This window comes from Rhodoferax sp. WC2427 (assembly GCF_040822085.1).
Lineage (GTDB): Bacteria > Pseudomonadota > Gammaproteobacteria > Burkholderiales > Burkholderiaceae_C > Rhodoferax_B.
Genome location: NZ_CP162006.1, coordinates 886,476 through 906,762 on the forward strand (window position 1 = coordinate 886,476; position 20,287 = coordinate 906,762).

Genomic DNA, 20,287 nt, shown 5'->3' on the forward strand with positions numbered 1-20,287 from the left:
GGCCCCCAAGGGTTGACTTTTGCTGTCAAAGCCTCATCTGACTCCAAGATTATTTAGGAATTTCGATCGCCACCCCCCGGCTTCTGCGGCGGTGGCGGTCTCGCATCCATGACCACCAACTTTCTGACCAAAATTTTCGGCAGCCGTAACCAGCGTTTGTTGAAACAGTACCGCAAAACGCTCGAAGTGATCAATGCGTTGGAGCCACAGTATGAAAAGCTGTCCGACGAGGCGCTGCGTGAAATGACGCTGTCCTTCAAGCAGCGGGTGGCCGGGGGTGAAACATTGGATGCCATCTTGCCGGAGGCTTTTGCCCTGGTGCGCGAAGGCTCCAAGCGGGTCATGAAGATGCGGCATTTCGATGTGCAGATGCTGGGCGGCATGTCGTTGCACAACGGCAAGATCTCTGAAATGCGCACCGGTGAAGGCAAGACCCTGACCGCTACGCTGCCGGTGTACCTGAATGCGCTGTCCGGCAAGGGCGTGCATGTGGTCACGGTAAACGACTACCTGGCCAACCGCGACGCACGCTGGATGGAGCGCCTGTACAACTTCCTGGGCCTGACCGTCGGTGTCAACCTGCCCAATATGCCGCGCGAAGAAAAGCAGGCTGCCTACGCCGCTGATATCACCTACGGCACCAACAACGAATACGGCTTTGACTACCTGCGCGACAACATGGTCTACGAGGTGCGCGACCGCGTGCAGCGCGGCCTGAACTACGCCATCGTGGACGAGGTGGACTCCATCCTGATCGACGAGGCCCGCACCCCCTTGATCATCAGCGGCCAGGCCGAAGACCATACCGCCACCTATATTGCGATCAACAAGATCATCCCTTTCCTGACCCGCCAGGAAGGCGAGGCCGATCCGCGCACCGGTGAGGGCGTCACCAAGCCCGGCGACTTCACGTTGGACGAAAAATCGCACCAGGTGTTCCTGACCGAAGACGGCCATGAAAACGCCGAGCGCATCCTGGTCGAGCACGGTCTGCTGCCCGAAGGCGCGTCGCTGTACGACCCGGCCAACATCACCCTGATGCACCACCTGTACGCCGCGCTGCGGGCCAACCACCTGTACCACCGCGACCAGCACTATGTGGTGCAAGACGGCGAAATCGTCATCGTTGACGAGTTCACCGGCCGCCTGATGTCGGGCCGTCGCTGGAGTGAAGGCCTGCACCAGTCGGTGGAAGCCAAGGAAGGCGTGGAAATCCAGGCCGAAAACCAGACGCTGGCCTCCATTACCTTCCAGAACTACTTCCGCCTGTATGGCCGTTTGTCCGGCATGACCGGCACGGCCGATACCGAAGCCTACGAATTCCAGGAAATCTACGGTTTAGAGACCGTGGTGATTCCGCCCAACCGCGTCAGCCGCCGCGAAGACCAGCTCGACCGCGTCTACAAGACCACGCGCGAGAAATACGAAGCCGCCATCAAGGACATCCGCGAATGCTATGAGCGCGGCCAGCCCGTGCTGGTGGGTACCACCTCGATCGAAAACTCGGAAATCATCGACCGCCTGCTCAACGACGCCCAACTGCCGCACCAGGTGCTCAACGCCAAGCAGCACGCCCGTGAAGCCGATATCGTGGCCCAGGCCGGTCGCCCCAAGATGATCACCATCGCCACCAACATGGCAGGTCGTGGTACCGACATCGTGCTGGGCGGCAACCTGGAAATGGCGATCAAGGCCGTCGAGGCCAACCCCGCGCTCGACGATGCGGCCAAAGCCGCCGAGGTCGAGCGGGTGCGCGCGCAATGGACCATTGACCATGAAGCCGTGAAAGCGCTCGGCGGCCTGCGCATCATTGCCACCGAACGCCACGAATCCCGCCGTATCGACAACCAGTTGCGCGGCCGCTCGGGCCGCCAGGGCGACCCTGGTTCGTCGCGCTTCTACCTGAGCCTGGACGATCCGCTGATGCGCATCTTTGCCGGGGACCGGGTCAAGTCCATCATGGACCGCCTGAAAATGCCCGATGGTGAAGCCATTGAAGCCGGCATCGTCACCCGCAGCATTGAAAGCGCCCAGCGCAAGGTGGAAGCCCGCAACTTCGACGTGCGCAAGCAGCTGCTGGAATACGACGACGTGTCGAACGACCAGCGCAAAGTGATCTACCAGCAGCGCAATGAGATTCTGGACGCGCAAGACCTGACCGCCCAGATCGCCTCTCTGCGCGAAGGCTGTGTGGCCGATGTGGTGCACCAGTTTGTACCGCCCGAGACGGTCGAAGAGCAGTGGGACATCGCCGGCCTGGAAAAAACCATGCAGGACGAATGGCAGCTGGCCTTGGCTTTGCGTGCGCAGGTTGAATCCGCCAGCGCCATTACCGACGAAGACATTCTGGAAACCGTGCTGACCGCCGCCAACACCGCCTTCCAGGCCAAGGTCGACCAGGTGGGTGGCGAGAACTTCACCCAGTTCGAACGCATGGTGCTGCTGCAAAGCATCGATACCCACTGGCGTGAACACCTGAGCTCGCTGGACTACCTGCGCCAGGGCATCCATTTGCGTGGCTACGCGCAGAAGCAGCCCAAACAGGAATACAAGCGCGAAGCCTTCGAGCTGTTTGGCCAGTTGCTGGACGCGGTGAAGAACGACGTGACCAAGGTGCTGATGACGGTCAAGGTGCAGTCCAACGAGCAACTCGGCGAAGCCGCCGAAGCCATGGAAAACCGCGGCGAGAGCATCGCCAACGTGACCTACACCGCGCCCACCGAAACCGGCGAAGTCGAGGTCCGCACCGATGCGCCAGCCCGCGGCGTGCAGACGGCCGCCAATGTACCCCGCGTTGGCCGCAACGACCCCTGTCCCTGTGGCAGTGGCAACAAATATAAGCTGTGCCACGGCAAATTGGCCTAAGCATCGCTGTTGGTTTTGCAACGGGCTTCGGCCCGTTTTTCACATGTCCATGCCCTTTTGAAAGCCCACCATGCCCGTTAACCTGTCTGCTCCCGATCCCGCTGGCCTGCACCCTGTTCCCGGCGTCCTGCTGGGCATCGCCGAGGCGGGTATCCGCAAGGTGAACCGCAAGGACTTGACCGTGGTGTTGCTGGAAGAGGGCGCGTCGGTGGCGGGTGTGTTCACCCAAAACCGCTTCTGCGCCGCCCCGGTGCAGATCTGCCGCGAGCACCTGGCGCTGGGTGTGGGCATCCGCGCCATCCTGGTCAACACCGGCAATGCCAATGCGGGCACGGGCCACGACGGGCTGATGCGCGCCAAGTCCACCTGCATCGCGCTGGCCCAGCACCTGGACCTGGCCCCCGAACAAATTTTGCCGTTTTCTACCGGCGTGATCATGGAAACCCTGCCGCATGAGCGCATCAACGCCGGGCTGCCCGCCGCTCTGGCCGATGCCCGTGCCGACCACTGGGGCCGAGCCGCTGAGGCCATCATGACCACCGACACCATTGCCAAAGCCTTCAGCACCCAGGTGCAGATCGGCGGCAAGACGGTCACCGTCACCGGCATCAGCAAGGGCGCGGGCATGATCCGCCCCAACATGGCCACCATGCTGGGCTTCATGGCCACCGACGCCTGCGTGGACCAGGCTTTGCTGGGGCAGCTGGCCAAAGACCTGGCCGATGCCTCCTTCAACCGCATCACCATTGACGGCGACACCTCCACCAACGACTCATTCGTGGTCATCGCCACCCACAAGGCCGCCCACGCGCCCATCACCTCCATGGACAGCGCCGATGGCCGTGCCCTGAAGGCCGCGATGCAGCAAGTCGCCCAGCAACTGGCCCAGGCCATCGTGCGCGACGGTGAAGGGGCCACCAAATTCATCACCGTGCGTGTCGAAGGCGGCAAGACGGCCGAAGAATGCCGCCTGGCCGCCTATGCCATCGCCCATTCGCCCCTGGTCAAAACCGCCTTTTTCGCCAGCGACCCCAACCTGGGCCGCATCCTGGCCGCCGTGGGCTACGCAGGCATCACTGACCTGGACCAAACGGGTATCGACCTGTTTCTCGACGACGTGCACGTGGTGGTCAACGGCGGGCGCAACCCCAGCTACCGCGAAGAAGACGGCCAGCGCGTGATGAAGCAAAGCGAAATCACCGTGCGCGTGGGCCTGGGCCGTGGCACGGCGGTGGATACCGTCTGGACCTGCGATTTCAGCCACGAGTACGTCACGATCAATGCGGATTACAGATCATGAACCCCCACGCCCATCACTTCGTGTATTCGCTGCCCCCTGAGGGGGCTGGCCTCCCTTGGGGCGGCCCGGCGGGAGTCCGTTCATGAACGCCGCATTTGAACGCCTCATGGACCGCGCCGAGCAGCTCATGCAGCGCATCGAGGCTGCGCTGCCCCAGCCGGTGACTGCGCCCGACTGGAATGCCGCCATCGCCTACCGCTACCGCCGCCGGGGCAACGGCCACGGCGTGCTGGAGCCGGTGCGCCACATCGGCCACATGGCCCTGGCCGACCTGAAAGAGATCGACATCCAGAAGGAGAAGATCCAGCGCAACACATTGCAGTTCGTGGAGGGCAAACCGGCCAACAACGTGCTGCTGACGGGCGCGCGCGGCACCGGCAAGTCTTCGCTGATCAAAGCCTGCCTGAACACCTACGCGCCCCAGGGCCTGCGCCTGATCGAGGTGGACAAGGCGGATCTGGTCGATCTGCCCGACATCGTGGACGTGGTGGCCGACCGGCCCGAGAAGTTCATCGTCTACTGCGACGACCTGAGCTTTGACGACGGCGAGCCCGGCTACAAGGCGCTGAAGTCCATCCTGGACGGCTCGGTGGCCGCGTCCACGCCCAATGTGCTGGTCTACGCCACCAGCAACCGCCGCCACCTGCTGCCCGAGTACATGAAGGAAAACCTCACCTACACCCACACCGAGGATGGCGAAGTGCATCCCGGCGAGGTGGTGGAAGAGAAGATTTCCCTGTCCGAGCGTTTTGGCCTGTGGGTCAGCTTCTACCCCTTTACCCAGGACGAGTACCTGGCCATCGTGGCCCAGTGGCTGCAGTCGTTTGGCGTGGATGCCGCAGCGATTGCCGCGGCCCGGGGCGCATCGCTGGTCTGGGCGCTGGAGCGCGGTTCGCGCAGTGGCCGCGTGGCCTACCAGTTTGCGCGCGACTATGCAGGCCAGCACGCCGTGTCCGCATGAGCGCCCAACCCCTGGTCGCCGATGCCCATCGCCCCCGTGAAGGCGGACCCGACCGCGCCATTGTCGACGTGGCCGTGGGTGTGCTGGTGCAAGCCAACGGCGACTTTCTGGTGACTTCGCGGCCCAAAGGCAAGGTCTACGCGGGCTACTGGGAATTTCCCGGCGGCAAGCTGGAGGCGGGAGAAACCGTGGAGCAGGCCCTGCGCCGCGAGCTGGTGGAAGAACTGGGCATCACCATCGGCCCCGCCCAGCACTGGAAGGTGGAGCTGGTGGACTACCCACACTCCCTGGTGCGGTTGCATTTCTGCAAGGTGTTTGCCTGGACGGGCACGTTGGAGATGCGCGAGGGCCAAACCCATGCCTGGCAGTCCTTGCCGCTGCAAGTCGGCCCGGTCTTGCCCGGCACCGTGCCGGTGCTGGGTTGGCTGGCTGCCGAGCGTGATTTTGCGGGTGCTACATATTAAGGAGCTGCTCACGCTTATGGAATCAGCGCTGGAGCCTTATTTCTTATAAATTCATTGCAGCCGTGCATCGCCAAACACCTGGTCGTCGGGTGGCGCATCGGCGGTCAAGCTGAAACTGGCGCTGGCCCAGGCACCGAAGTCGATGTTTTTGCAGCGTTCACTGCAAAACGGGCGGAAGGCGTTGCTCGGGGCAAACAGGCTTTTGCCTTTGCAGGTGGGGCAGGCGACCCATTTTTGCGGTGTGTCTGTCATGGTTAAAGTGAAAGAACTTTTATGGCTTGGGGTGCTCTGCACCCAAGTCCATCCAAGTTAGGCGCACAAAGTCAGTTCAAAAGAAGCATCCTCGCTGCAGGCATGCAGGCGGTCGTCGGCTTCGTGGCGCATCATGCGCACCGACACCATCAGGCGGTTGCCGCTGATTTCGGGAATCAGGTTCAGCGCCGGGTCGATACGCAGTCGCAGCAGTTGGTAGGTGCGGCCTTGCGGCAGGTTTTGCTGGAACTGGCCGCCGAGGGCGATGACTTTTTGCGGCGCGCCCGAGTCGCGCAGCATCTTCAGCAGGTGGTGGATGGACTCGGCCAGCGGCGCCAGGGTGGAGGCCCACTGCTCGATGGCGTGGCGGCGCACGTCGGCGGGTTTGTGCTGCCAGGCGGCGTAGGCGGGCAGGTCAAAACCGCAGGTGCCCCCGGGAATGCCCACGCGGCTGCGCAGGGCCATGAGCCAGTCGTTTTCGGTCAGTGCATGGCCGGCCTTACCGGGTTGCTCGTGTAGGGCGGTGTAGCAGCGGTCAAGCTGGGCGATCACAGCGTCCAGCACCTCTTCGGCAATCGAGGGGTTGCCCCGGTAGCCGTTGAGGATGACCTTTTGCTTTTCCAGATCGCGCATCACGTCAGACTTGAGGTCGGCGCGGGCCGCCACGTCCATCACTTCAAAGATGGTGGTCAGCGCGTAATGGTGGTCCAGCGGGTGGCTGCGGGGCACCAGTTCCCCCAGGCGCCGAAACAGGTGCTCCAGCCGCAAATAGGTGCGTATGCGTTCGTTAAAGGGGTATTCGTAGAGGATCACGCGGTTTTTCCAGTGGCGGCATCATAGCCCGAACCGCGGGGCGACTTTTTCGACCTCCAGGCGCAGCTGTTCCAGCGTCAGGCCGTCGTTGAGGATGACCACGTCGGCCACCGCCAGGCGCTGGGCCCGGCTGGCCTGGGTCTGGATGATGGCACGCACGGCCGCCTCTGCCATACCGCTGCGCGCCATGACGCGGGCCACCTGGGTGTCTACCGTGCAGTCCACCACCAGCACCTGGTCGAGCCGGTCTTTCCAGTGGCCGGATTCGACCAGCAAGGGGATGTCGAATACCACGCAGCGGGCACCGCGAGCGCGTGCCTGCTGGAACTGCGCCGCAATCTCCTGGCCGACCAGGGGGTGGACGATGGCTTCCAGCTGCTTTTTGGCGCCAGGGTCGGCAAAGACGAGGGCACGCATGCGCTCCCGGTCCATGGCACCGTCGGCGGTGATAGCGTCTGCTCCAAAGGCCGCACGGACCGCCGGGATGGCCGAGCCCGCCGCTGCCGTGGTCTGGCGCGAAATTGCGTCTGCATCAATAATAATAGCGCCTCGTGCTTGCAGCATCAGCGCTACCGTGCTTTTTCCACTGCCAATGCCGCCGGTGAGTCCGAGCCGAAGGCAGTCTGGCATGGCCTTACAAACCGACAAAACGCAGGATGGCATTGGGCCCGAAGACCATGGCCGTCAGGCCCGCCCCCGCCAGAAAAGGGCCAAACGGGATGTAGCCACCTTCGCGCAGGCCGCTGCTGAACTTCATGGCGATGCCCACCATGGCACCGATCACCGAAGCCATCAAAATCATGGGCACCAGCGCCTCCCAGCCAAACCAGGCGCCCAGCGCGGCAAACAGCTTGAAGTCGCCGTAGCCCATGCCTTCCTTGCCGGTCAGCAGCTTGAAGAGCCAGTAGATCGTCCACAGCGACAGGTAGCCCGCCACAGCACCCCACAGCGCGGCAAACAAGGGCACGCCGGTCCACTGCAGCGACGCACCGACCAACCCGGCCCACAGCAGCGGCAGGGTGATGTCGTCGGGCAGCAGGGTAGTGTCCCAGTCGATCAGCGCCAGACTCAGCAGGGCCGCTGCAAAACCGCACCAGGCCAGGCCGGTGACCGTAGGCCCCCACGTCCAGATGCAGAAAAAAAACAAGGCTGCGGTGGCGATCTCGACCCCCGGGTAGCGCGGGCTGATGGGCACGCGGCAGGCCGAGCATTTGCCACGCAGGGCCAGGTAGCTGGCAACGGGGATGTTTTCATACCAGCGGATCGCGTGGCCACAGTGCGGGCAGCTGGAGTGCGGCACCAGCAGGTTGAATGGCTGGGCGGTGGCCGGATCGGGTTCGGTACCCTGCATCTCGGCGTGGTCGGCGGCCCACTGCCGCTCCATGATCTTGGGCATGCGGTAGACCACCACATTCAGAAAGCTGCCCAACACCAGCCCGAAAAGCCCCCCCAGCAGGGCGGCTGCCCATTGCATGTCCGGCATCAGACGACTTGGCCCAGCTTGAAGATCGGCAGGTACATCGACACCACGATGCCGCCGATGATGGTGCCCAGAAACACGATGATGATGGGCTCCATCAGGCTGGACAAGCCCGCCACCATGTCGTCCACCTCGGCCTCGTAAAAGTCTGCCGCCTTGCCCAGCATGTGGTCGATGGAGCCGGATTCTTCGCCGATGGAGCACATTTGCAGCACCATGGACGGAAAGATCTTGGCGTTGCCCATGGCCGTGGTCAGGCTGGTGCCGGTAGACACCTCTTGCTGGATACGGTCGGTGGCGAGCTCGAACACCGAATTGCCCGAAGCGCCACCCACGGAATCCAACGCCTCCACCAGTGGGACACCGGCGGCAAACATGGTGGACAGGGTGCGCGTCCAGCGGGCGATGCAGGACTTTTCGACCAGTACACCAAACACCGGCAATTTCAGCATGATGCGGTCCATGACCTGCTGCATCTTGATGTTGCGTTGCCAGGCCTGCATGAAAAAGTAAAGCCCGCCGCCAATGCCGCCAAAGATCAGCCACCAATACCTGACGAAAATTTCACTCACTGCAATGATGAACAGCGTGGGCGCAGGCAGGTCGGCACCGAAGCTGCTGAACACTTCCTTGAACGCCGGAATCACAAAGATCATGATGACTGCCACCACCACAAACGCCACCACCACCACGGAGATGGGGTACATCAGGGCCGATTTGATCTTGGACTTGATGGCTTCGGTCTTCTCCATGTAGACGGCCAGGCGGTCCAGCAGGGCTTCCAGGATACCGGCGGCTTCACCCGCTTCGACCAGGTTGCAGTACAGGCTATTGAAGTACAGCGGAAATTTGCGGAAGGCCGCGCTCAGTGAGCTACCGGTCTCCACGTCCTGGCGGATGTCGTTGAGCAGCTTGGTGACGCTGGCATTGGCATTGCCGCGGCCCACAATGTCAAACGCTTGCAGCAAGGGCACACCGGCCTTCATCATGGTGGCCAGCTGGCGGGTGAAGATGGCGATGTCCTTGGGCTTGATGCTCTTGCCCGAGCGCATGCGGCGCTTTTTAATTTTGGTCGGAAACACCCCTTGGCGGCGCAGCGACGCAGTGACCTGGTTTTCGCCCGATGCGCGTGTCTCGCCACGAACCTGCTTGCCGTTGCGGTCCTTGCCTTCCCATTCGAAGACGAATTCTTTGATTGTGCTGGACGCGGCTGTTGCCATGGAATGCCTTAATACGACTAGGTAAGTCCGGGTCTATTCATTGCTCACAGCGAGCACTTCTTCCAGCGAGGTCAAGCCCAGCTTCACCTTGTGCAACCCGGCCTGGCGCAGGGTCCGCACACCTTCGATTTTGGCCTGTTCTGCAATATCCAGCGCACTGCCATCGCGCAGGATGATGCGCTGGATTTCTTCGGAAATCGGCATCACCTGGTAGATACCCACCCGGCCTTTGTAGCCGTTGTTGCAGGCGTTGCAGCCCACCGGGCCGTAGGGCTTCCAGGAGCCGTCCAGCTCTTCGGGCTTGTAGCCGGACTCCAGCAAGGTCTTTTGCGGGATGTCGATGAGCGCCTTGCACGCGGGGCACAGGCGGCGTGCCAGCCGCTGGGCGGTGATCAGGATCACGCTGGAGGCGATATTGAACGGCGCAATGCCCATATTGCGCATGCGCGTCAAGGTGGTGGGTGCGTCGTTGGTGTGCAGCGTGGACAACACCAAATGGCCGGTTTGCGCGGCCTTGATGGAGATGTCGGCGGTTTCCAGATCGCGGATTTCGCCCACCATGATGATGTCCGGGTCTTGGCGCAGAAACGACTTCAGGGCCACGGCAAAGGTCATGCCGGCTTTTTCGTTCACATTGACCTGGTTCACGCCCGGCAGGTTGATTTCGGACGGGTCTTCGGCCGTGGCGATGTTCACGCCGGGCTTGTTCAGCAGGTTCAAGAAGGTGTACAGCGACACCGTTTTGCCCGATCCCGTAGGCCCGGTGACCAGCACCATGCCGTAGGGGCGGCCAATGGCCTGCATCACCCGCTCTTTTTCTTCGGGCTCGTAGCCCAGCGCATCGATGCCGAGTTTGGCGCTGCTCGGGTCCAGAATCCGGATCACGATCTTTTCGCCGAACAGGGTGGGCAAGGTGCTGACGCGGAAGTCGATCACCCGGTCCGGGCCGATTTTGAGCTTCATCTTGCCGTCTTGCGGCACCCGTTTTTCCGAGATGTCCAGGCGCGAGATCACCTTGATGCGCGAGGCCAGCTTGTCCTTGATGGCCACCGGCGGCGAGGCGATTTCGCGCAGTTCACCGTCGATACGAAAGCGCACGCGGTAGTTGTGCTCGTAGGGCTCAAAGTGCAGGTCGGATGCGCGCATGCCATAGGCATCGAGCAGCATCTTGTGCAAAAACTTGACGACCGGGGCATCTTCCACCTCGGTCATGTTGATTTCGGCGGCCTCGACCGGCGTGCCCATGATCGCGTCGTCAAAGTCGAAGTCGCCGCCGATGATGTTGTCCATCGCCTCACCGGTGGTGACGGCGTTGGCATCCACCATGCGCGACAGCTTGTCGTATTCGGCGATGATCCAGTCCACCCCCAGCTGGGTCGCAAACTTGATTTTCTCGGCGGCTTCCTGGTCCGACGGGTCGGCGGTGGCAACGATCAGGCGGTTGTTGCGTTTGCTCAGCACCACCACCCGGTAGGCTTGGCAGATTTTGGCGTCCAGCAGGTCTTTGGGCAGGCGGTGGCGGTCGACCGCGTCGATGTCCAGCAGAGGCGCGGCAAACGCGGTGGACATGGTGTGCGCCAGGTCCGATGCCGACACCGCCCCGGAGGACATCAGTTCAGCGATGAAGCTGGCGCGGTTGGACTGGGCTTTGCGGTAGATGTCTTCGGCCGCGCGTTGGCCGAGTTTGCCTGCAGAAATCAGAACCCTTCCCAAGCCGGGAAGCGCAACAGAAGATGATTCTTTGGTGAAGGGTTCGACAGCGGCCATAAGCCCAAAATGTAGCAGGTAGCAAAAGGTTACTGCATCATTACCTATTAAGTGGCCGCTGTAAACCGGCCACAGGGGGGACGGCACCCGGTTTCGCTGGTAAAAACCGCTGTAATTCGTCGGGTAAAGCCGCATGCAACTCTACGCTTTCGCCGCTGGCAGGGTGGCTCAGCTGCAGGCGCCAGGCGTGCAGAAACATGCGCTTGAGCCCCTGCTTCACCAAGGCCTTGTTGGACTCGAAGTCGCCGTATTTGTCGTCTCCGGCAATCGGGAAGCCCTCGGAAGCCAGGTGCACGCGGATCTGGTGGGTGCGCCCGGTCTTGATGGTCACCTCCAGCAGGCTGAAGCCCTCGAAATTCTGGGCCACCTTGACCAGGGTCAGCGAGCGCATGCCGTCCGGGTCGTCCCGGGCCACCACCTTGACGCGGCGCTCGCCGTTGGGCAGCAGGTATTTGTGCAGGGACTTGTCCAGCACCTTCTTATTGGCGGGCCACTGGCCGATGACCAACGCCAGGTAGGTCTTGCCAGTTTCCCGGTCGCGGAACTGGTCTTGGACGTTTTTGAGCGCACTGCGTTTTTTGGCCAGCAGCAGAATGCCTGAGGTTTCGCGGTCCAGGCGGTGCACCAGTTCCAGGAACGGGGCTTTCGGGCGGGCCATACGCAGTTGTTCAATCACCCCAAAGCTGACGCCGCTGCCGCCGTGCACCGCGACACCCGCAGGTTTGTCGATGGCCAGCAGGTGCTCGTCTTCCAGCAGGATGGGAAATTCGCGCGCCGGGGCGGGCGCGGCGGCCATGGCCTCGGCTTTTTCGGCCACCCGCTCGGAGATGCGGGTGGGCGGCAGGCGCACCACATCCCCCCCGTTCACCCGCGTGTCGGCCGATGCGCGGCCCTTGTTCACCCGGACTTCGCCGCTGCGGATGATGCGGTAGACGTGGGTTTTGGGTACGCCCTTGAGGTGGCGCATGAGGAAATTGTCCAGCCGCTGCCCGGCATCATCCGGGTCGACCGTAATGAATTTGACTTCTGGCATGGGGGGTGGGGCGTTAGCACCTATAATATTTTTCACCAGCGTCGTGTCGTAAGTGCTTGATTCACCACAGTTTAGAGCATTGCATCTACGCCGCTGCGAAGTCGATGCCACCCAAGGCGATCTGCTACCACCCCGAGCAACCCAGGCTCCGTTGGCGGCATAAGTTGATGGGGCGGGCTGACGCGATGGAAACTACATACGGAATACCCCCCACTTGCCAACCTGTGCTGTAGGCGCATGTTGTGCAACGGATCGAAGCGAGAACTCTTGTGTTGATGGCGATACTTCAAACCTGCTGGCGGTGGCTCATGGCTCCGGCTATAGCCCTGGTTTTTGGCATGGAATCGCCCCTGGCGCGCACCTACTGCGCGCAAGCAGCTATCAAATCAGTAGCTATCCCAACCAGCACACCACTCTTCGCTTCCCTCCACCTCCCCCCACTGTCACCCTGTGAGCCCCGGCTTACCTAGTGCAGTCTGGGGTCATTCCGGCTGTTTCCGCGCGTTGGTTCAGGCATCAATAGGCCCGATTTGGGCCGTATTGAATTGAAGAACATTTCTGGACCCTTGCTGGTCCAGTCAAAGGAAGCGCACCATGAAACGGATGCTGATTAACGCAACCCAGTCGGAAGAACGCCGGCTGGCGATTGTTGACGGGCAAAAACTGCTCGACTATGAAATTGAGATCGAAGGGCGCGAACAGCGCAAGGGCAACATCTACAAGGCCGTCGTCACCCGCGTCGAGCCCTCGCTGGAAGCCTGCTTCGTCGACTACGGCGAAGACCGCCACGGCTTTCTGCCGTTCAAGGAAATCTCCAAGCAATACTTCCAGCAGGGCGTGCCGGTCAACCAGGCGCGCATCAGCGATGTGATCCGCGAAGGCCAGGAACTGCTGGTCCAGGTGGAAAAAGAAGAGCGCGGCAACAAGGGTGCCGCCCTGACCACCTTTGTCTCGCTGGCAGGCCGCTATGTGGTGCTGATGCCCAACAACCCCCGTGGCGGTGGCGTCTCGCGCCGCATTGAAGGCGACGACCGGGCCGAGCTCAAGGAAGCCATGGACCAGTTGGAATACCCCAACGGCTCTAGCATCATCGCCCGCACCGCCGGTATCGGCCGCAGCGCACCCGAACTGCAATGGGACCTGAACTACCTGCTCAAGCTCTGGACCGCCATCGACGGCGCAGGCAAGCAGGGCAAGGGCGCATTCCTGATTTACCAGGAATCCAGCCTGGTGATCCGCGCCATCCGCGACTACTTCAATACCGACATCGGCGACATCCTGATCGACACCGACGACGTGTACGAACAGGCCCAGCAGTTCATGGCCCACGTCATGCCCGAGCACGCCGCCCGTGTGAAGCGCTACCGCGACGACGCGCCGCTGTTTTCCCGTTTCCAGATCGAACACCAGATCGAATCGGCCTACGCCCGCACCGTGCAACTGCCCTCGGGCGGCGCCATCGTGATCGACCACACCGAAGCCCTGGTGTCGGTGGACGTCAACTCCGCCCGCTCCATCCGCGGCGGCGATATCGAAGAAACCGCCACCCGCACCAACCTGGAAGCCGCCGAGGAAGTGGCCCGCCAGATGCGCCTGCGCGATTTGGGTGGCCTGATCGTCATCGACTTTATCGACATGGAAGAGTCGCGCAACCGCCGCGACGTGGAAAACCGCCTGCGCGACGCGCTGCGCCAAGACCGCGCCCGTGTCCAGTTCGGCACCATCAGCAAGTTTGGCCTGATGGAAATGAGCCGCCAGCGCTTGCGCCCGGCCCTGAGCGAAGGTGCTTCGATTCCCTGCCCACGCTGCGGTGGTTCCGGCCACATCCGCGACACCGAATCCAGCGCACTGCAAATTTTGCGCATCATCCAGGAAGAGTCGCTCAAGGACAACACCGCCTCGGTCATGTGCCAGGTGCCGGTGGACGTGGCCTCGTTCCTGCTCAATGAAAAGCGCACCGAAATCGCCAAGATTGAGCTCAAGCAGCGCATCAACGTGCTGATGGTGCCCAACAAGACGCTGGAAACGCCCAACTACAAGCTCGAACGCCTGAAGCACGACGACCCGCGCCTGGACCACATCGAAGCCAGCTACAAAATGGCCGACGTGATGGACGACGCGACCTCGGTCACCCGCCGTTCGCAAGAGCCCACCAACAAGCAAACCCCCGTGATCAAGGGCGTGCTGCCCGACGCACCCGCGCCGCAAGCCGTGCCCAAGGCCGTGGCCCCGGCCCCCGTGGTGGCCCCCGTCGCAGCGCCTGCGCCCGTGGCCGCACCGGTGGAAACCGGCTTCTTCGGCTGGTTGAAAAACCTGTTTGGTGCCGCGCCTGCGCCGGTGGTGGTAGCTGCTCCGGTACCGTCTACCGTGACCACGACACCCAAGCCCGAAGACAAGCGCGAACCCCGCAACACGCGTGGTGAAGGCGCCAGCCGCGGTGGCCGCAACAGCCGTGGTGGCCGCGACGACACCGCCGAACGTGGCGAAGGCCAGGGCCGCAACCGGGGCCCCCGCAATGCCGAAGGCCGCGAGGCCCGCGAACCCCGTGAAGGCCAGGAAGCCCGTCCCGAACGTGCTCCGCGCAATGCGGCGGACCGTCCGGAGCGCGCCGAGCGCCCAGAGCGTAACGACGCACCGCGTGCCGACGGCGAAGCCCAAACCCGTGGCAACCGTGGTGGCCGTGGCCGTGGCGAGCGTACCCAGGGTCCGCGTGAGCGCTCCGAGGTGGACGGCCAGGCCGTCCAGGGCATTGAAGGCGTGGTGAACGAAGCCGCTGGCAATGTCGAAGTCGGCAGCTCCGAAGCCCGTGCCGAGCGCGGCCCGCGTAACGCCGGTGAACGTGGCGAACGCAGCCCCCGCGGTGGCCGTGGTGGCCGTGGCCCGCGTGAAGACGGTGCACCTGCCCAGGGCCGTGACCGCCAGGACGAGCCCCGTCCCGACCTGCGTGAGCCCCGCGAAGCCCAGCTGGATGCCAACGGTGAAGCCGTGGCCGAGGCCCCTCGCGCACCCCGCCCAGAGCGTGAACCGCGTGCCGAACGCGAGCCCCGCCCAGAGCGCGAACCCCGTGCCGACCGCGAGCCGCGTGAACCCCGCGAGCCCCGTGCCGAGCGCGAACCCCGCATGGACCGCGAACCCGCTGAGCCCGCCGAGCGCCCCGAGCGTCCGTCGTACTTCGCTGCCGCCCAGGCTGCCGCGCAAGCCAGTGCCGCCGAGCCCGTAGCGGAATCCGCCGAAACTGCCGACCAGGCCGCCGAGCGCACCGACGAAGCCCGTCCTGAAGGCGAAGAGCCCCAGCGCCGCGAAAAGCGTTCCCGCGACCGCTATGGCCGCGACCGCAAGGACCGCGCGCCGCGTGAAAACGCCGGTGAACCCGCTGCGTTTGTGCCCAACCCCGTGGAATCGGACGCCCAGCCGCAAGCCGAATCCCTGGTGGAGCGCGCTGCAGCGGTGGTGGCCGAGCCCGTGGCGGCACCGGCACCCGCACCGGTGGTTGCCGTCGTGGCCGAGCCCGTGGCACCTGTGGTCGAAGCGGTGGCAGAACCCGTCGCCGCTGTGATGGCCGCACCGGTGGCCGCACCCGTGGCCGCAGCCAAGCCCGTGTTTGCCCTGCCGACCGCCGAACTGGACCAGCTGGCCCAGAGCTCCGGCCTGCAATGGGTGGGCACCAGCCCCGAACGCGCCGCTGCCGTCCAGGCCGCCATCGCTGCCGAGCCCATCGTGGTCCACGTACCCCGTGTGCGTCCCGCGGTAGCCCCGGTCCAGGCGGAACCCCTGGTGATGGTGGAAACCAAGCGCGACCTGGGCAAGATGGACTTGCCGTTCTAAGCCGCTGACCCGGCAATCAAAAATGGACCTTCGGGTCCATTTTTTTTGGGCGCAATTGTGCTACGGTTTTTAACTATGGTTTTTGTAGCTTCTTACGCTGATGCTATAAGCGCAGCGTGCCAATTCAAGCCGCCGAAAATAGGCCTGAATTTAACAACACATCCCTTTTTGCGGACGGGCCACGCACCCGCCAGGATGAGGCGCTGCACCGTGGCCCGGGGCGGTTGTTACAGCCCGGCGACTTGCTTGTAAGCCGCCTGTGCCGCCGCCGCGTCGCCGCGCTTCTCGGCCAGGTCGGCCAGGGCGCGCCAGGCGCTGCGTTGCAGGCCGGTGTCTTCCAACTGGTGGACCGACTGCGCCAGCAGCTGCTGGGCTTTGCCCCAGAGTTGGTGGCGCAGGCAGGCCATGCCGGCCAGGTACTGCAGGCGGGCGTCCCGCGGGTTGCGTTGCTGGGCGGCTTCGATGCGGTGCAGCCAGGGCAGGTCGGCCGGGCTGTCGGCGGCGGAAAAGCCCGCCTCCAGCGCCCGGACCAGCTTGGTGCCAAACGCATGCTCTTGCTCAGGGTGGGCCACCATTTGCTCCCAGATGGGCAGCAGCCACATGCGCGCAGTGGCGGTATCGCCTTGCAGGGTAGCCAGGCGCTGGGCGGCCTGGATGGCCACGTCGGGCATCAGCCGCTCGGCCGGATCCAGCTCGGCCCAGGCGCGTTGCAACTGGGCCGGGTCGTAGGCGGTGGCCAGCAGCTCCAGCGCTAGGCCGCGCAGAATACTTTGCGCCGCGGCGGGCGAGAAGGCCCGGTGCTTGGCCAGCAGGCGGGCGGTTTCCAGTGCGGGCAGCGTCTGGCGGGCCAGGCGGGTGGCTTTGAGGCGTACCCGCAGGGCCAGGGTGCGGCGGGCCGCGCCCTGGGGCAGGGCATCCAGCCATTGCATGGCGGCATCGGCATCACGGTCGGCCAGGGCCCAGTGGGCGGCGCGCAGCTGGATGCCTTCGCGGGTTTCCTGGGTTTCCAGGGTGTTGCGCTGGGCGGTGCTGTCCAGGGCTTGCTGCAAGTGGTTGTCGCGGGTGGCTTTGTCTTGCAGCGAGTGGCCGCTTTCGGCGGTGACCAGATGGGCCAGGGCGCGCAGCTTGTCGCCGTGGGCCAGGGGGTGGCCGCTGGCCAGCAGGGCCTGCTCCTGGCGCAGCGCCAGTTCGGCGGCCTTGCGGGCCCGCAGGAAGCGCCCGGCCAGCAGGTGCGAAAAACCGTCCAGCAGGGCCGAATGGGTGGCCCGCTCTTTTTGCTGCAGCCGCCAGCGCTGGGCTTGCTGCGGCATGGCGAACAAGGCCGACAAGGCCTTCAGGGCCAGGTGCAGCGCGATGAAGGTGGCCACGGTGAGCAGCAGCACCAGGTTCAGCGACAGATCGACCCGGTACGGTGGCCAGAACACGGTCACGGTGCTCTGGTTGTTACCCGCCAGCAGGGCCACCGCCACCGCCACACCGAACAGGGCCAGGAGCCAGGCAATTGCGCGCATGCTTATCTTCCTGCCGCGGCTGTGGCCAGGGCGGCCAGGGTTTCATCGACCTGCGGCAGCTCCACGGCCTTCATCTGGCCTTGCACATCCTGCAGCAGGGTTGCCATGGTTTGGGTTTTGCGCGAGGCGGGGTCGAAATACTTGTTCAGCGCGGCGGCGGCAGCGTTCAGGTCGGTGCGGGCCGAGGCCAGCTGGCGCGCCAGCAGACCCAGGCGGGCATTCAGGAGCTTGAGCTTGAGGTTTTCGCGCAGAAAGAAGGTTTGTTCGGGCGACAGCAGGGCCGCCTCGGGCTGTTCGATACGGCTCACGCGCAGCAGCTTGCGGGCTTCCTGGTGCACCACGTCGAGCGCGCGCTGCCACCATTCGGCGGCCAGCGGCGGTGTGGCTTTGCCTGCGCCCACGGCAGAGGCGACCACCACGGCGTTGACGGTGGGCAAGTCGTCCACCTGGCGCACCAGTTCGTCCAGCTTGACCAGCAGGCCCGGGGTGTCGGTGGTGGTGGCGGCTTTGATGCGCTCGGTGTCGTGGGCAATGGCGCGCTGCAGCGGCGCCAGGCGCGGCTGGGCGGCGCGGGTGACGCGGTCGTCGGCGCTTTTCAGGGCGGCCAGCAGGGGCTCGATGCTGCCGGTGAGCTGGGCCTGTTGCTGGGCCAGGCGCACCGAGGATTCGATATCGACCACCAGGTTTTCGTCGCGCGAGCGCGACAGGCTCTGCATCAGGTCTTCGAGCTGGGTGCGCTGCAGGGTGGTTTCGCTGACGCGGGCATCGGTGACGGCCTGGCGCGCGGCGATGTCGCGGGCCTGGTCTTGTGCCTGGCGGGCGATGGTGCGGGCTTCGACCGCCTGGGTTCCGGCATCGGCGCTTTGGCGGGCCAGCTGTTCCTGGATGTGGCTGAGTTTTTGCCACAACATGCCGCTGCTGACCAGGGCCAGCACGGCTACGCCGCCAGCCACCAGGGTCAGCATGCCGGACCCTTTGGCGGGCGGTGCGACTGCCGGGAGGGGGGAGGCGGATGTTTCGGGGGGCAGCTCGGCATTCATGCCAGCGATTCTATCGAGGCCACTATGTCGGCCAGCAGAGGACGTGACTCGCAAACAACACCAAAACCCGCACGCCGCGCGGCCTGCGCGATGCGGCCATGGGTGGCCACGGCGCGGGCGGTGCGGAAATCCTGGCCAGGCAACAGGGTTTGCAGGTGCGCGATGGCCTCGGAGCTGCTGAAAAGCCAGACGCTGCCGTCGCCACAGGCCTGCTGGGCCTGGCGGAGCTGGTCGGGGCTGAACACCGGCGCGCGGCGCTCGTACGCCACCACGGTGTCGAGTTGCGCCCCGGCGGCGGCCAGTTGCTCGGCCAGCCAGCTGCGTCCCGCGGCCTCACCCGTGTGGTCGCTGCCACGTACCACCAGGATGCGGCTGCCCGGCTGCACCTGGGGGGCGACGATGTGCCAGAGGGCTTCGGAGTCGAACTGGCCCGCGGCGGCATCCGGTGCATCGATCTGGTCGGCCGCCACGCCCGCCTGGCGCAGCGCTGCCACGGTGCCAGGCCCGGTGGCCCATGCTCTTGTATTGATAGTTGCTTGCGCTTGTTCTATAAGCGCAGAGGCCTGATTTGATGCATAAAAATGTTGTACCGCGTTGCCGCTGACGAACATGGCTGCCTGGTAGTGGGCCATGTTTTGCCAGGCTTGTTGCACCGCAAGCGCATTGGCTGCGGGCGCGATGGCGATCAGGGGCAGGGTGGTGGCCTGCAGGCCCTGTTTGAGCAGCTCGCGCACCCAGCGCTGGGCATCTTGCGCAGGCCGGGTGACGATGACGTGCATGGCCTTCAGCCTGCGCCGCCCGCCCGCAACTGCGCGGCTACCTGCTCGCCGAGCGCCGTTGCAGTGGCCAGGTCGCGAATGGCGGCCTGCGCGTGGGCGGTGACCAGTGGCGCGGGCTGGTCGGCATCGCCCCAGGCCGCATGGATCACCAGCTGGTCATCCACCCAGGTGGCAAACGCGGCCAGCGGCATGGAGCAACTGCCGCCCATGCTGCGGCTGACGGCGCGCTCGGCGGCCACGGCCTGCCAGGTGGCGCTATGGGCCAGCGGGGCCAGGGCGGCCACCAGATCGGCCCGGTCGGCGCGGATTTCGATGCCGAGGGCACCTTGCCCGGCGGCGGGCAGCATGGCGGTGGTGGCAAAGCGGCTGCGGATGCGCTCGGGCAGGCCCAGGCGCATCAGCCCGGCGCTGGCCAGCACGATGGCATCGAACTGGCCCTCGTCGAGCTTGCGCAAGCGGGTGTCCAGGTTGCCGCGCAGCGGAGCGATCTGCAGATCCGGGCGCAGGGCGCGCAGCAGCACGGTGCGGCGCAGGCTGGAGGTGCCGACCACGCCGCCCTGGGGCACATCGGCCAGGGTGGCGTAGCGGTTGGACACAAAGGCGTCGCTGGGGTCTTCGCGCTCCAGCACACAGGCCAGGGCAAAGCCCTCGGGCAGGTCCATGGGCACGTCTTTGAGCGAATGCACGGCGATGTCGGCGCGGCCTTCTTCCAGCGCCACTTCCAGCTCTTTCACAAACAGGCCCTTGCCGCCGACCTTGCTCAGCGAGCGGTCCAGGATCTGGTCGCCGCGCGTGGTCATGCCCAGCAAGGTGACGCTGTGGCCGCGCTGCTGCAGCAGCGACTGGACGTGTTCGGCCTGCCAGAGGGCCAGACGGCTCTCGCGGGTGGCGATGGTGATGTGCAAGGAGGGGGTGCTCAAACCGGTAACCTGTTGGTAATTTTCAGAAGAAATTGAAGGCATTTCAGGGGAAGTTGG

The 20,287-nt window shown here is 64.4% G+C and carries 16 protein-coding genes; 5 read left to right on the forward strand and 11 right to left on the reverse strand.

Annotated features, from left to right (window positions below; all coding sequences use genetic code 11):
• The first annotated feature begins 108 nt into the window (after window positions 1-108).
• The 4 genes from secA (at window position 109) to AB3G31_RS04320 (ending at window position 5,590) form a co-directional block, all read left to right on the forward strand.
• A complete protein-coding gene (gene secA, locus AB3G31_RS04305; protein WP_367848974.1) occupies window positions 109-2,865 on the forward strand; it encodes a preprotein translocase subunit SecA in 2,757 nt (918 codons plus the stop codon).
• 70 nt (window positions 2,866-2,935) lie between these two features.
• Complete coding sequence (gene argJ / locus AB3G31_RS04310) at window positions 2,936-4,165, forward strand: bifunctional glutamate N-acetyltransferase/amino-acid acetyltransferase ArgJ (RefSeq protein WP_367848975.1); 1,230 nt, start codon at window positions 2,936-2,938, stop codon at window positions 4,163-4,165.
• 82 nt (window positions 4,166-4,247) lie between these two features.
• Window positions 4,248-5,126 carry an ATP-binding protein gene (locus AB3G31_RS04315; RefSeq protein WP_367848976.1) on the forward strand — a complete coding sequence of 293 codons (879 nt, stop codon included), beginning with the start codon at window positions 4,248-4,250 and terminating at the stop codon, window positions 5,124-5,126.
• Window positions 5,123-5,590: an NUDIX domain-containing protein gene (locus AB3G31_RS04320; protein WP_367848977.1), complete on the forward strand. Its 468-nt coding sequence runs from the start codon at window positions 5,123-5,125 to the stop codon at window positions 5,588-5,590. Before AB3G31_RS04315 ends, AB3G31_RS04320 begins: the two co-directional genes overlap by 4 nt.
• A 51-nt stretch (window positions 5,591-5,641) precedes the next feature.
• Here the strand turns inward: AB3G31_RS04320 and AB3G31_RS04325 are convergent, their stop codons facing one another.
• The 7 genes from AB3G31_RS04325 to AB3G31_RS04355 all read right to left on the reverse strand — a co-directional run bounded on the left by AB3G31_RS04325 (window position 5,642) and on the right by AB3G31_RS04355 (window position 12,155).
• Window positions 5,642-5,842, reverse strand: coding sequence for a DNA gyrase inhibitor YacG (locus AB3G31_RS04325; protein WP_367848978.1), 201 nt, complete (start codon window positions 5,840-5,842; stop codon window positions 5,642-5,644).
• A gap of 57 nt (window positions 5,843-5,899) precedes the next feature.
• Window positions 5,900-6,655, reverse strand: coding sequence for a cell division protein ZapD (gene zapD / locus AB3G31_RS04330; RefSeq protein WP_367848979.1), 756 nt, complete (start codon window positions 6,653-6,655; stop codon window positions 5,900-5,902).
• A gap of 21 nt (window positions 6,656-6,676) precedes the next feature.
• Window positions 6,677-7,219, reverse strand: a complete 543-nt coding sequence (gene coaE / locus AB3G31_RS04335) for a dephospho-CoA kinase (RefSeq protein WP_367848980.1) — start codon at window positions 7,217-7,219, stop codon at window positions 6,677-6,679.
• 70 nt (window positions 7,220-7,289) lie between these two features.
• Window positions 7,290-8,129: an A24 family peptidase gene (locus tag AB3G31_RS04340; protein ID WP_367848981.1), complete on the reverse strand. Its 840-nt coding sequence runs from the start codon at window positions 8,127-8,129 to the stop codon at window positions 7,290-7,292.
• Window positions 8,130-8,137: 8 nt separating this feature from the next.
• Entirely contained in the window at window positions 8,138-9,355 is a 1,218-nt protein-coding gene (locus tag AB3G31_RS04345) for a type II secretion system F family protein (RefSeq protein ID WP_367848982.1), read from the reverse strand.
• Window positions 9,356-9,388: 33 nt separating this feature from the next.
• A complete protein-coding gene (gene pilB, locus AB3G31_RS04350; protein WP_367848983.1) occupies window positions 9,389-11,122 on the reverse strand; it encodes a type IV-A pilus assembly ATPase PilB in 1,734 nt (577 codons plus the stop codon).
• A 40-nt stretch (window positions 11,123-11,162) separates the two neighbouring features.
• On the reverse strand, window positions 11,163-12,155 hold the full coding sequence (locus tag AB3G31_RS04355; protein WP_367848984.1) for an RluA family pseudouridine synthase: 993 nt from the start codon (window positions 12,153-12,155) through the stop codon (window positions 11,163-11,165).
• Between the two features lie 594 nt (window positions 12,156-12,749).
• Between AB3G31_RS04355 and AB3G31_RS04360 the strand changes: the two genes are divergently transcribed.
• Window positions 12,750-15,980 carry an Rne/Rng family ribonuclease gene (locus AB3G31_RS04360; protein WP_367848985.1) on the forward strand — a complete coding sequence of 1,077 codons (3,231 nt, stop codon included), beginning with the start codon at window positions 12,750-12,752 and terminating at the stop codon, window positions 15,978-15,980.
• A 227-nt stretch (window positions 15,981-16,207) separates the two neighbouring features.
• Here AB3G31_RS04360 and AB3G31_RS04365 read toward each other — a convergent pair whose 3' ends face one another.
• Genes AB3G31_RS04365 through hemC form a run of 4 tightly spaced genes read right to left on the reverse strand, consistent with a single transcriptional unit; the run spans window position 16,208 to window position 20,272 of the window.
• Window positions 16,208-17,491: a heme biosynthesis HemY N-terminal domain-containing protein gene (locus AB3G31_RS04365; RefSeq protein WP_367848986.1), complete on the reverse strand. Its 1,284-nt coding sequence runs from the start codon at window positions 17,489-17,491 to the stop codon at window positions 16,208-16,210.
• 2 nt (window positions 17,492-17,493) lie between these two features.
• A complete protein-coding gene (locus tag AB3G31_RS04370; protein ID WP_367848987.1) occupies window positions 17,494-18,531 on the reverse strand; it encodes a uroporphyrinogen-III C-methyltransferase in 1,038 nt (345 codons plus the stop codon).
• The gene (locus AB3G31_RS04375) at window positions 18,528-19,310 is read right to left on the reverse strand and encodes a uroporphyrinogen-III synthase (protein ID WP_367848988.1); all 783 of its coding nucleotides are present in this window, start codon (window positions 19,308-19,310) and stop codon (window positions 18,528-18,530) included. Before AB3G31_RS04375 ends, AB3G31_RS04370 begins: the two co-directional genes overlap by 4 nt.
• 5 nt (window positions 19,311-19,315) lie before the next feature.
• Window positions 19,316-20,272: a hydroxymethylbilane synthase gene (gene hemC / locus AB3G31_RS04380; protein WP_367848989.1), complete on the reverse strand. Its 957-nt coding sequence runs from the start codon at window positions 20,270-20,272 to the stop codon at window positions 19,316-19,318.
• Window positions 20,273-20,287 lie beyond the last annotated feature (15 nt).

Bases quoted from the DNA above. Each gene is read 5' to 3' on its own strand.
- coaE (WP_367848980.1), bottom strand. From the start codon at position 7,219: ATGCTGCAAGCACGAGGCGCTATTATTATTGATGCAGACGCAATTTCG.
- AB3G31_RS04345 (WP_367848982.1), bottom strand. From the start codon at position 9,355: ATGGCAACAGCCGCGTCCAGCACAATCAAAGAATTCGTCTTCGAATGG.
- AB3G31_RS04315 (WP_367848976.1), top strand. From the start codon at position 4,248: ATGAACGCCGCATTTGAACGCCTCATGGACCGCGCCGAGCAGCTCATG.
- AB3G31_RS04365 (WP_367848986.1), bottom strand. From the start codon at position 17,491: ATGCGCGCAATTGCCTGGCTCCTGGCCCTGTTCGGTGTGGCGGTGGCG.
- AB3G31_RS04355 (WP_367848984.1), bottom strand. From the start codon at position 12,155: ATGCCAGAAGTCAAATTCATTACGGTCGACCCGGATGATGCCGGGCAG.
- argJ (WP_367848975.1), top strand. From the start codon at position 2,936: ATGCCCGTTAACCTGTCTGCTCCCGATCCCGCTGGCCTGCACCCTGTT.
- hemC (WP_367848989.1), bottom strand. From the start codon at position 20,272: ATGCCTTCAATTTCTTCTGAAAATTACCAACAGGTTACCGGTTTGAGC.
- AB3G31_RS04375 (WP_367848988.1), bottom strand. From the start codon at position 19,310: ATGCACGTCATCGTCACCCGGCCTGCGCAAGATGCCCAGCGCTGGGTG.
- AB3G31_RS04370 (WP_367848987.1), bottom strand. From the start codon at position 18,531: ATGAATGCCGAGCTGCCCCCCGAAACATCCGCCTCCCCCCTCCCGGCA.
- AB3G31_RS04325 (WP_367848978.1), bottom strand. From the start codon at position 5,842: ATGACAGACACACCGCAAAAATGGGTCGCCTGCCCCACCTGCAAAGGC.
- AB3G31_RS04360 (WP_367848985.1), top strand. From the start codon at position 12,750: ATGAAACGGATGCTGATTAACGCAACCCAGTCGGAAGAACGCCGGCTG.
- AB3G31_RS04320 (WP_367848977.1), top strand. From the start codon at position 5,123: ATGAGCGCCCAACCCCTGGTCGCCGATGCCCATCGCCCCCGTGAAGGC.
- pilB (WP_367848983.1), bottom strand. From the start codon at position 11,122: ATGGCCGCTGTCGAACCCTTCACCAAAGAATCATCTTCTGTTGCGCTT.
- AB3G31_RS04340 (WP_367848981.1), bottom strand. From the start codon at position 8,129: ATGCAATGGGCAGCCGCCCTGCTGGGGGGGCTTTTCGGGCTGGTGTTG.
- secA (WP_367848974.1), top strand. From the start codon at position 109: ATGACCACCAACTTTCTGACCAAAATTTTCGGCAGCCGTAACCAGCGT.